Here is an 11069-nt window from a genome sequence, read left to right as displayed (position 1 = left end):
TGAGGGCCCAGCCCCTCACTGCAACGATATTGCTAAATCGTGCGGCGACGGGTTAACGCGACACCAGCACCGATCAGAGCCCCAACGATGCCCCACATAATCATCAGGAAGGCACGACGAGGGCTGTCACGTTTTACCGGTTCCTCCGGCGTACGCAAATAACGATAGGTCTGAAAACGCGGATCCAGAGTTGGCCCAACGTTCAGTGTGTTAAGCATGGCTCGGTTTTGGAAGTAGTCCAGATCGAAATCGGGACCAACAGATTGCAGGTTTTCGAGTCGCGCCTGCAGCATAGGACGTCCAAGCAAAAACAGTTCAGAATCGGGTAGCTCTTCAGCCGGAACGTCAGTGGAAGTACGCGAAATATTATGCTGTTCAGCAATTTTGAGAGCCTGCTCAATGTTGTGAACTCGGCGAGAGAAAATCGATTTCGCCACTTCTTCCTGGCGTTTAACCTGCGCCTTCATCTGCACAGTGCGCGCAGCCCAGGCTCCCTTTAACTCGTCGTTCAGATGACGCGCCGCACGCTGGCTGGCAAACGCGACGTACTGACGCAACAGATTGTTGGCATCAGGTGCCGTTTCGGCAATCAGCTTCACGCTGTCATTGGTATTACGAACCGCATCGCCGGGCATAAACTGAATATTATTAATCAGTTCATCCAGCATCGCCGCATCGGCTTTACTGTTCCCCACCATACGTTGCTTGTAGTAATCAGTCTGCTGCCAGAATTCACGGCGCGTATCCCATGAGGCAAGCTGCATGATAAATTCTTTATAGGCCTCATCCATCACTGACGGCTGATCCGCAGATGCGAGACTGGCCTTGATGTCCAGGTTACGTAAGAACTGCTGCTGAGAGTAATAGCCGCCCAACATATTAACCGTTGGCCTGTCTGAAATCGCCGTCGCGCTCCACTCCTGACGAGCAAAAAACGTATAGGCGAGAGCGAATAACGCGAAGGCGAGAGCCATACCGACGATCCACACCTTCCCTGTCCACAAAGTACGAAACAACCCACGGATGTCCAGTTCATTTTCAGCGCTCATGGCATGTTCCCCCGGTAATGGTTGTGTCATCGTACCCTCAATTTATTTGGTTAAGTTTGGTTTACTGTCACGGTTTCTACGCAACTTGCGCTTCCAGCGTTTGATAAATCTCGCTACCTTCCAGGCACGTTTAATACAATAGTCATACAAGACAAATGCCAGTAAAAAGAGCACCAGCATCACCCATTCCGGAACGACCCGAGAATATTCAGCCAACACGCCGATAGAAGCCAGGATCGCAGCAGCCAGCGTAATCAGGACAAAAGCCTGTCGGGAAGTAAACCCGGCGCGCATAATTAAATGGTGAATATGTTGGCGGTCCGGGGAGAAAGGGCTCATACCTTTACGTAAACGACGATACATGATCGCCACCATATCCATTAACGGAATGGCAATAATCCACAGTGCGGTGACCGGGCTAATAGGATGCGTTTTACCTTGAGTGGTCTCCAGCAGGATCCAGATGACCGTAAAGCCAATCAGCGTACTCCCCGCATCGCCCATAAAGACTTTATAGCGACGTCCGAGAATACCCAGGTTCAGCATGATGTAAGGCAGAATGGCGGCGATCATGGCAAAACACCAGATAGCCAGGCTTGTCTGGCCGTCAAACCACAAGATAAGCCCCATTGCGGCGAATGATACGCTGGATAGCCCGCCTAACAGACCATCAATCCCATCTACCATGTTAAAGGCATTAATTGCAGCCCAAACGGCGAAAAGGGTAAGGAAATAGCCAAAAGGACCGAGCACCATCTCCCAAGGGCCAAAAATGAACCCAAGGCTCAACAGATAGAGCTTACCTACCGCCATCATAATGATGCCGATGATAGCCTGGATGGTCGCACGGATTTTTACACTGATATCAAAGCGGTCGTCCAGTGCACCGATAAATACCAGTACACCAGCACAAGCCAGGTAGAGAGTTGCATGCGGGATATAATAATCGGCGATGAGGAACGTAAAGCAAATGCCTGCGTAAACCGAAATCCCCCCAACCAACGGAATCAGTCCCTGATGACGTTTGCGGAAGTTGGGTTTATCCACCAATCCTATCTTTTTCGCAACCTTACGGGCAAAGAAAAGAAACAGCGTTGTGAATAAAAAAATACTGATGAGATCAGTACTTGCTGTCAGTAAATTCACTATACATACTCTCAAAGAATATCAATATATGAAGTATAACCATCCAGGCGATTATTCAGAAGAGAAACCCGATTCCATATCAGGTGGTTCTGTATGATTATTAACCACAAAATACGAATTACAACCCTTCGTCGCCAGGCGGTATGTCATACCGGATTATTATTATTGTGTCGTTAAGATTACATCCACAAAAGCAAAACGCCACGTAAAAACGTGGCGTTTTCAGATGATGCCCGAATCAGGAACGCTTCATCATATCGAAGAAGTCGTCATTGGTTTTGGTCATCGCCAGTTTGTTAATGAGGAATTCCATTGCGTCGATTTCACCCATCGGATGGATGATTTTGCGCAGGATCCACATTTTCTGCAGCTCTTCCTGGGTAGTGAGCAGCTCTTCTTTACGGGTACCGGAACGGTTGTAGTCGATAGCCGGGAAGACGCGTTTTTCAGCAATCTTACGAGAGAGATGCAGTTCCATGTTGCCGGTACCTTTAAACTCTTCGTAGATAACTTCATCCATTTTAGAGCCGGTATCAATCAGCGCAGTAGCGATGATGGTCAGGCTACCGCCCTCTTCCACGTTACGTGCAGCACCAAAGAAACGCTTCGGACGATGCAGGGCGTTGGCGTCCACACCACCGGTCAGTACTTTACCGGAAGCCGGAACCACGGTGTTATATGCACGCGCCAGACGGGTGATGGAGTCAAGCAGAATGATAACGTCTTTCTTGTGTTCAACCAGACGTTTCGCCTTCTCGATAACCATTTCCGCAACCTGAACGTGGCGGGAGGCTGGTTCGTCAAAGGTAGAGGCAACCACTTCACCTTTCACCAGACGCTGCATCTCGGTAACTTCTTCCGGACGTTCGTCAATCAGCAGTACCATCAGCACGCAGTCAGGATGATTGTATGCAATGCTCTGCGCGATGTTCTGCAGCAGCATGGTTTTACCCGCTTTCGGCGGAGCAACAATCAGACCACGTTGGCCACGACCGATCGGCGATGCCAGATCCAGTACACGCGCCGTTAAGTCTTCAGTAGAACCGTTACCACGTTCCATACGCAGACGAGAGTTTGCGTGCAGAGGCGTTAAGTTCTCAAAGAGGATTTTGTTACGGGCGTTTTCTGGTTTGTCGTAGTTAACTTCGTTAACTTTCAACAGCGCAAAGTAGCGTTCACCTTCTTTCGGCGGGCGAATCTTACCAGAAATGGTATCACCAGTGCGGAGGTTGAAACGGCGGATTTGGCTGGGAGAAACGTAGATGTCATCAGGACCGGCGAGGTAGGAGCTGTCTGCAGAGCGGAGGAAACCAAATCCATCCTGCAATATCTCCAGCACACCGTCACCAAAGATATCTTCGCCACTCTTTGCGTGCTGCTTCAGGATGGCAAAAATAATGTCCTGCTTGCGCATACGAGCCAGGTTTTCAAGGCCCATATTTTCGCCGAGAGTGATCAGCTCAGAAACCGGCGTATTCTTTAATTCGGTAAGATTCATAATGGTGTGAGTTCTTAAACTTGGGGTAAATCTCGAACTTAATGTTGTGAATGGTATGGCAGGGTCATCCATGCCTGTTTACGGCCATCAACTCATGTCTGTTCGCTGTCTGGTCACAGGAAAGTACGCAGAACTGAAACGACAAGACGGATTGAGTGACAAGCCAGGAATCTGTCCACTCCTCGCGCGAGAAACAACGGGAAGTATTGGATATAACTAGATTCAAACTTAATAAGGTATGTTTAATACGAAGTCAACACTAACTTAGCACGACTCAAGTCGGGCGTCCAGTCATCCGAATCATTTCGAAGTAGGGTCGCCCGATCATGAGACTTCCTTACGCTAAATTAGCGTCGAGGAATTCTTTCAACTGACCTTTGGACAGCGCGCCGACTTTCGTCGCCGCAACTTCGCCGTTTTTAAACAGCAGCAGGGTCGGGATGCCACGGATACCATACTTCGGCGCGGTGCCTGGGTTTTGGTCAATGTTCAGTTTAGCAACCGTCAGTTTGCCCTGATATTCGTCAGCGATTTCATCCAGAATCGGAGCGATCATTTTGCACGGACCGCACCACTCTGCCCAGAAATCAACGAGGATTGCTCCGTCCGCTTTGAGTACATCCGTGTCAAAACTGTCGTCAGTCAGGTGAATAATTTTATCGCTCATAATAACTCCACAGGAATAAGCCTGGTGCATTGGTGTAGCATTAATCAACGACGTGTTGATGTAGCATTAACCAACTAAAGGTTGACTTTATTTCACCGGATACGCTTTCGTAAAGCAATAGTAAGCTGATATTCTACCACACTATGAGCAAAACACATTTAACAGAACAGAAGTTTTCCGACTTCGCCCTGCACCCAAAGGTGATAGAAGCCCTTGAAAATAAAGGCTTTCATAACTGTACGCCCATTCAGGCCCTCGCGCTGCCGCTAACGCTGGCTGGTCGTGATGTTGCCGGGCAGGCGCAAACCGGTACCGGAAAAACGATGGCGTTCCTGACGTCAACGTTTCATTATCTTCTCTCTCATCCCGCGATTGCCGATCGCAAGGTGAACCAACCGCGTGCGTTAATTATGGCGCCAACGCGTGAGTTAGCCGTGCAGATCCACGCCGATGCCGAGCCGCTGGCACAGACCACTGGTCTGAAATTAGGCCTGGCGTATGGCGGCGACGGTTACGATAAACAGCTGAAAGTGCTGGAAAGCGGCGTCGATATTCTTATCGGCACGACCGGTCGTCTCATCGACTATGCAAAACAGAACCACATTAATCTGGGCGCGATTCAGGTCGTGGTGCTGGATGAAGCCGATCGTATGTACGATCTGGGCTTTATTAAAGATATCCGTTGGCTGTTCCGTCGTATGCCGCCAACCACCCAACGTCTGAACATGCTGTTTTCTGCAACCCTCTCTTACCGCGTTCGCGAACTGGCGTTCGAACAGATGAATAACGCTGAGTACGTTGAAGTCGAACCGGAACAGAAAACTGGCCACCGCATTAAAGAAGAGCTCTTCTACCCTTCCAACGAAGAGAAAATGCGTTTGCTGCAAACGCTGATTGAAGAAGAGTGGCCAGATCGCGCCATTGTTTTTGCTAACACCAAGCATCGTTGTGAAGATATCTGGGGCAGCCTTGCTGCGGACGGTCATCGCGTCGGTCTGCTGACCGGTGACGTAGCACAGAAAAAACGTCTGCGTATTCTTGATGAGTTCACCCGTGGCGATCTCGACATTCTCGTTGCGACGGATGTCGCTGCGCGTGGCCTGCATATCCCAGCAGTAACGCACGTATTTAACTATGACCTGCCGGATGACTGTGAAGATTACGTTCACCGAATCGGTCGTACCGGACGTGCTGGCGCAAGCGGTCACTCTATCAGCCTGGCTTGTGAAGAGTACGCGCTGAATTTACCCGCAATCGAGACCTATATCGGCCATTCGATTCCAGTCAGCAAATATAACCCGGATGCGCTGATGACCGATCTGCCGAAGCCGTTGCGCTTAACGCGCCCGCGTACAGGCAATGGCCCACGCCGTACCGGTGGTGCTCCGCGTAATCGTCGTCGTTCAGGTTAAGAAAAGTTATGCCATACACAAAATCATTCAGCCTGTATCAAGGCGGCAAGAAAACGAATCCCGATGAGCTTATTATAGTAAATGATTCGGGTGAGAGAACGCAGCCAACACAGATACAGGTTGAAGGATGAAGTGTATGAATTCTACTTCGCTGTATGCGGCAATCGATCTCGGCTCGAATAGTTTTCATATGCTGGTTGTACGCGAGGTGGCAGGAAGCATCCAGACGCTCACGCGTATCAAACGCAAAGTGCGTCTGGCCGCTGGACTCAACGGTGACAACGAGCTCTCTGTTGAAGCGATGGAGCGCGGCTGGCAATGCTTGCGCTTGTTTGCAGAACGTCTGCAGGATATTCCGCATCCTCAAATCCGCGTGGTCGCCACGGCAACATTACGCATCGCCGTAAATGCCGATGTGTTTATTGCTAAAGCGCAAGAGATCCTTGGCTGCCCTGTCCAGGTAATTAGCGGTGAAGAAGAAGCGCGACTGATTTATCAAGGTGTGGCCCACACAACCGGCGGTGCCGATCAGCGTCTGGTTGTGGATATTGGTGGCGCCAGCACTGAATTAGTCACCGGTTCCGGCGCACAAACCACCTCTCTGTTCAGCCTGTCGATGGGCTGCGTCACCTGGCTCGAACGTTATTTTACCGATCGTAATCTGGCACAGGAAAACTTTGACGAGGCAGAGAAGGCCGCACGTGAAGTTCTGCGCCCGGTCGCCGACAAACTGCGTTTTCATGGCTGGAAAGTTTGCGTTGGTGCCTCTGGTACCGTCCAGGCGTTGCAGGAAATCATGATGGCGCAGGGTATGGATGAGCGCATTACGTTGGCCAAACTGCAGCAGCTTAAGCAGCGTGCCATTCACTGCGGTCGTCTGGAAGAGCTGGAAATCGAAGGGTTAACGCTGGAACGTGCGCTGGTTTTCCCCAGCGGGCTGGCCATTCTGATTGCTATTTTCACCGAACTGAACATTCAATGCATGACCCTGGCCGGCGGCGCATTACGTGAAGGTCTGGTCTACGGCATGCTGCATCTGGCGGTGGATCAGGATATTCGTAGCCGCACATTACGCAATATCCAGCGTCGCTTTATGGTCGATACAGAGCAAGCACATCGCGTTGCCAATTTAGCGACTAAATTTCTCGATCAGGTAGAAAAAAAGTGGCATCTTGAACCGATTAGCCGCGAACTACTGATTAGTGCCTGTCAGCTGCATGAAATTGGCCTGAGCGTTGATTTTAAACAGGCACCACAGCATGCCGCTTATCTGGTGCGCAATCTCGATCTCCCGGGTTTTACCCCTGCGCAAAAGAAACTGCTAGCAACGCTGTTACTCAACCAGACCAACCCCGTCGATCTCTCTTCGCTCCACCAGCAAAACGCAGTGCCACCGCGCATCGCGGAGCATCTTTGCCGTTTGCTACGTTTGGCGATCATCTTCGCCAGCCGTCGCCGTGACGATCTTGTGCCGGAAATTCAAATGGATGCAAGAAACGAGCACCTGACGGTCACGCTACCAGAAGGCTGGCTGGAACATCATCCGCTGGGTAAAGAGTTAATCGATCAGGAAAGTCAGTGGCAAAGCTATGTCCACTGGCCGCTGGACGTTCATTAGATGTTGGTTGCCGGATAGCGCGCGTTTACACGTATCCGGCCTACAAAATACCTACTTCGCTTTGGCTTTCGCCATCATTGCCCGAATATTAGCAATGCTGGCCTGCCCTTTTTGCATCCGCTCCTCAGCGCTCACCACTTTACGCTCTTGTTCCCAGATAACGTCATCCTGTGGCAGCTCCAGCAGGAAACGACTCGGTTCCGGACGCACCAGCTCACCATACTGACGACGCTCTTTGCACAGAGTGAAGATGAGTTCTTTCTGTGCACGCGTAATCCCTACGTAAGCAAGACGACGTTCTTCGTCGATATTGTCTTCATCGATACTGCTCTGGTGCGGCAAAAATCCTTCTTCCATTCCCACCATAAACACGTAAGGGAACTCCAGCCCTTTTGAGGCATGCAGCGTCATCAACTGCACCTGATCCAGCTCTTCTTCACTCTCTCCACGCTCCATCATGTCGCGCAGGGTAAAGCGGGTAACGACCTGGGTCAGGGTCATCGGCTCTTCCAGCTCACTGCCTTCCAGCATCTCCGTCATCCAGCTGAACAGCGTATTGACGTTTTTCATACGCATTTCAGCCGCTTTCGGGCTCGGCGAGGTTTCATACAGCCAGGATTCGTAATCAATACCGTGGATAAGATCGCGCACGGCGGCAACCGGTTCGCGCTCCGCCAGGCGCTGAATTTCACCCAGCCAGTGCGTAAAGCGGGTCAGAGAGTCATACCCGCGCCCGGTCAGTGTCTGGCTAAGCCCCATATCAAAGCTGGCGGTAAACAGGCTTTTATTACGCGTCATCGCCCATTCACCCAACTTTTGCAGCGTGGCCGGACCGATTTCACGCTTTGGCGTGTTTACGATGCGCAAAAATGCGCTGTCGTCATCCGGGTTGCTCAGCACGCGCAGGTAGGCCAGCAAATCTTTAATCTCCGGACGCGAGAAGAACGATGTTCCGCCGGAGATTTTGTACGGGATACGGTTCTGCATCAGAAACTTTTCGAACACGCGCGACTGATGATTACCGCGATACAGGATGGCGTAGTCTTTATATTGCGTCTTGTTCACAAAATGATGGGCAATTAATTCCCCGGTCACACGTTCGGCTTCATGCTCTTCATTATTTGCGCTCAGTACCTTCAGCTCAGCACCGTAACCCAACTCGGAAAAGAGCCGCTTTTCAAAGACGTGTGGATTGTTCGCAATGAGGATGTTCGCCGCCTTAAGGATGCGACCTGATGAACGGTAGTTTTGCTCCAGCTTCACCACCTGTAAAGCCGGAAAATCTTTGCTCAACAGTACCAGGTTCTGCGGACGGGCGCCGCGCCAGGAGTAGATCGACTGATCGTCATCGCCCACGACGGTAAAGCGCGCACGTTTCCCTACCAGCAACTTCACCAGCTCATACTGGCTGGTGTTGGTATCCTGATATTCATCCACCAGCAGGTAGCGGATTCTGTTTTGCCAGCGCTCACGCACTTCTTCATTGCGCTGTAGCAGCAGAGTAGGAAGCAGGATAAGATCGTCAAAATCGAGGACGTTACACGCCTTCATATGCGCGTCATACAGACCATAGCAGTGGGCAAAAATACGATCGCGTTCGCCCTTTGCGCTGGCTGCCGCCTGCGCCGGAGTCATCAGATCGTTTTTCCAGTTGGAGACCGTCGAGATCAGCTGCTGGAGAATAAGCTTATCGTCTTCGATTAGCCCTTCGGTCAGTTCCTTAAGCAAGGCCACCTGGTCAGTATCGTCAAACAACGAGAAGTTAGACTTCATCCCCAGCGCCGCGTATTCACGCTTAATGATATCCAGTCCCAGGGTGTGGAAGGTGGAGATCATCAACCCACGCGCCTCTTTACGACCCAGCGTTTGCGCCACGCGCTCTTTCATCTCGCGCGCAGCCTTATTGGTAAAGGTCACTGCCGCAATATGTCGTGCCTGATAGCCACATTCACGGATCAGATGGGCTATTTTGTTGGTGATAACACGCGTCTTGCCGGAACCAGCTCCCGCCAGCACCAGGCAAGGTCCGGTGACGAATTCGACGGCTTGTTGTTGTCCGGGGTTCAAACGCATAAGGGATTGCTCAATCTGTAAACACGGGGGAGGTGGATTGTAGCAGAAAGAGGGAGAAAAAGAGTAACTGGCTACCCCTGTGAGTAGCCAGAAAATCGGGTCAATCAGGAAGCCGTCGCGGCTAGTGGTGTATAGCCGTTGCGCTGCGCGCTCTTGATCCAGCTGTAGGATCCCATCACCGCGATTGCCGTCAGCAGGACATACTCAAGCGACATGGCGTAAACGCCCTGCACCGCGTAAATAACCACGCTAATCACGTCGATAAGCACCCACAGCAGCCAGTTTTCGACGAATTTGCGCGTCATCAGTACCATGGCCGCAATCGACAACACCAGCATGGTGGAATCCCAGAACGGGAAGGCATCGGGCTGAAGGTCAGGCATCGCGACCGGTATACCTATCATTTGTAGCAGTGCAATCATAATGCGGGTAAGCGCTGCAAACACCGGATCGATAAACAGCGTCATCAAAACTATCGCCACCGCACAAACGCCGCCCAGCACCAGGGTTTGCTGACGGGAAAGCCAACGTACCTTGAGCGCAGCTTCCTGCGCCTCGTTTTGTCGGCTCCACGCATACCAACCGTAAATGTTAGCGGCGAAGAAAAACACCTGTAGCAACAAGCTGGCATAGAGCTGAATCTGGAAAAAGATTGCCGCAAACAGCGTGACGTTAATCAGGCCAAACAGGTAATTGATGATTTTTTCCCGGCTGGCACACCAGATACATAACAGACCAAATACGGTACCAATGGCTTCAATCCAAGATAGTGCATAGCCGCCTTCGCCGAGAGGAATGTTGACCATTACATTGTTAATGCTAAAAAAGTCCATCACTGACCTCCTTGCTGACTATCGGAATGAATGGCGCGTAGCGCCAGGGTAATTTGCCGTTCTTCGCCCTGTTGGCACAACGTTTCCTGCTGGACATAATCATTGATACTGCTATCCAGACAACCGTTGTGGGCAACCACCACATTGAGTAATGACGCCGTACGTAACCCGCGCAGCGCACCGATGGTCATCAAAGCGGCACTTTCCATATCCGCACCCAGAACGCCGAGTGCCGACCACTGCGCATCCAGTTCCGCTTCCCGGTCGGTATAAAAACTATCGTGGCTGCGCACCAGGCCGCATGTGGCGGGAATATTCATCTGCCGCGCCTGCGCCATCAGTTCCCAGGTTAACTGCGGGTCGGCGCAGGCCGGATAGCCCGCAGGCGCATAGGTACGGCTGGTCCCGTCATCCGTTACCGCGGCATGGGCGATAATCACGTCACCAAGCGCAAGATTATCCTGCAATGCCCCGCAGCTACCGATACGAATCAGGGTCTTTACACCGATTTGACGCAGTTCTTCAATGGCAATAGCCGTAGACGGCCCACCGATTCCGGTAGAGAGCACTAAAATCTCGATCCCCTGATACCAACCTCGCGCGGCGCGAAACTCACGGTTTTGACCAAGCGATTCTGGGTTATCAAGAAAATTGGCGATGCGATCGACTCGCAACGGGTCTCCCGGCAGCAGCGCATAGCGTGCGCCTGTCATCTCCTTGCTTAACTGGATATGGGGTTGCAGCGACATTCTCGCGCCTCCTTCACTCTTACG

Annotated in this window: 10 protein-coding genes; 2 read left to right on the top strand and 8 right to left on the bottom strand. The window is 51.5% G+C overall.

The features are described 5' to 3' along the window. Positions 1–32: 32 nt before the first annotated feature. The 5 genes from wzzE to trxA form a co-directional block, all read right to left on the bottom strand. The gene (gene wzzE / locus OGY10_RS00410; protein WP_286576011.1) at positions 33–1079 is read right to left on the bottom strand and encodes an ECA polysaccharide chain length modulation protein; all 1047 of its coding nucleotides are present in this window, start codon (positions 1077–1079) and stop codon (positions 33–35) included. 12 nt (positions 1080–1091) lie between these two features. Next, a complete protein-coding gene (gene wecA / locus OGY10_RS00405) occupies positions 1092–2195 on the bottom strand; it encodes a UDP-N-acetylglucosamine--undecaprenyl-phosphate N-acetylglucosaminephosphotransferase (RefSeq protein WP_032945680.1) in 1104 nt (367 codons plus the stop codon). Positions 2196–2433: 238 nt separating this feature from the next. Then, on the bottom strand, positions 2434–3693 hold the full coding sequence (gene rho / locus OGY10_RS00400; RefSeq protein ID WP_002437993.1) for a transcription termination factor Rho: 1260 nt from the start codon (positions 3691–3693) through the stop codon (positions 2434–2436). A gap of 87 nt (positions 3694–3780) precedes the next feature. Next, on the bottom strand, positions 3781–3900 hold the full coding sequence (locus tag OGY10_RS00395) for a rho operon leader peptide (protein ID WP_049259789.1): 120 nt from the start codon (positions 3898–3900) through the stop codon (positions 3781–3783). 130 nt (positions 3901–4030) lie between these two features. After that, positions 4031–4360, bottom strand: a complete 330-nt coding sequence (gene trxA / locus OGY10_RS00390) for a thioredoxin TrxA (RefSeq protein WP_001280776.1) — start codon at positions 4358–4360, stop codon at positions 4031–4033. A gap of 143 nt (positions 4361–4503) precedes the next feature. On the opposite strand from trxA, the gene rhlB reads away from it, so the two are divergent. Together rhlB and gppA are read left to right on the top strand one after the other, a co-directional pair. Next, entirely contained in the window at positions 4504–5772 is a 1269-nt protein-coding gene (gene rhlB / locus OGY10_RS00385; protein WP_003829013.1) for an ATP-dependent RNA helicase RhlB, read from the top strand. 136 nt (positions 5773–5908) lie between these two features. Beyond that, on the top strand, positions 5909–7390 hold the full coding sequence (gppA, locus tag OGY10_RS00380) for a guanosine-5'-triphosphate,3'-diphosphate diphosphatase (RefSeq protein WP_003829016.1): 1482 nt from the start codon (positions 5909–5911) through the stop codon (positions 7388–7390). A 51-nt stretch (positions 7391–7441) separates the two neighbouring features. Here gppA and rep read toward each other — a convergent pair whose 3' ends face one another. The 3 genes from rep to OGY10_RS00365 form a co-directional block, all read right to left on the bottom strand. Further along, positions 7442–9463 carry a DNA helicase Rep gene (gene rep, locus OGY10_RS00375; protein ID WP_286576009.1) on the bottom strand — a complete coding sequence of 674 codons (2022 nt, stop codon included), beginning with the start codon at positions 9461–9463 and terminating at the stop codon, positions 7442–7444. A 104-nt stretch (positions 9464–9567) separates the two neighbouring features. Then, on the bottom strand, positions 9568–10296 hold the full coding sequence (gene pnuC / locus OGY10_RS00370; RefSeq protein WP_128612342.1) for a nicotinamide riboside transporter PnuC: 729 nt from the start codon (positions 10294–10296) through the stop codon (positions 9568–9570). Further along, positions 10296–11045 carry a nucleoside phosphorylase gene (locus OGY10_RS00365; RefSeq protein ID WP_048227515.1) on the bottom strand — a complete coding sequence of 250 codons (750 nt, stop codon included), beginning with the start codon at positions 11043–11045 and terminating at the stop codon, positions 10296–10298. The genes pnuC and OGY10_RS00365 overlap by 1 nt, the downstream gene beginning before the upstream one ends. Positions 11046–11069: the final 24 nt, after the last annotated feature.

The sequence above is a fragment of the Citrobacter sp. Cpo148 genome (assembly GCF_030332375.1).
Classification (GTDB): domain Bacteria; phylum Pseudomonadota; class Gammaproteobacteria; order Enterobacterales; family Enterobacteriaceae; genus Citrobacter; species Citrobacter portucalensis.
Note: the sequence above shows the minus strand (reverse complement) of the source record. Positions and strands in the feature narration are given on the sequence as shown.

Bases quoted from the DNA above. Each gene is read 5' to 3' on its own strand.
- pnuC (WP_128612342.1), bottom strand. From the start codon at position 10,296: ATGGACTTTTTTAGCATTAACAATGTAATGGTCAACATTCCTCTCGGC.
- rep (WP_286576009.1), bottom strand. From the start codon at position 9,463: ATGCGTTTGAACCCCGGACAACAACAAGCCGTCGAATTCGTCACCGGA.
- gppA (WP_003829016.1), top strand. From the start codon at position 5,909: ATGAATTCTACTTCGCTGTATGCGGCAATCGATCTCGGCTCGAATAGT.
- trxA (WP_001280776.1), bottom strand. From the start codon at position 4,360: ATGAGCGATAAAATTATTCACCTGACTGACGACAGTTTTGACACGGAT.
- rhlB (WP_003829013.1), top strand. From the start codon at position 4,504: ATGAGCAAAACACATTTAACAGAACAGAAGTTTTCCGACTTCGCCCTG.
- OGY10_RS00365 (WP_048227515.1), bottom strand. From the start codon at position 11,045: ATGTCGCTGCAACCCCATATCCAGTTAAGCAAGGAGATGACAGGCGCA.
- wzzE (WP_286576011.1), bottom strand. From the start codon at position 1,079: ATGACACAACCATTACCGGGGGAACATGCCATGAGCGCTGAAAATGAA.
- rho (WP_002437993.1), bottom strand. From the start codon at position 3,693: ATGAATCTTACCGAATTAAAGAATACGCCGGTTTCTGAGCTGATCACT.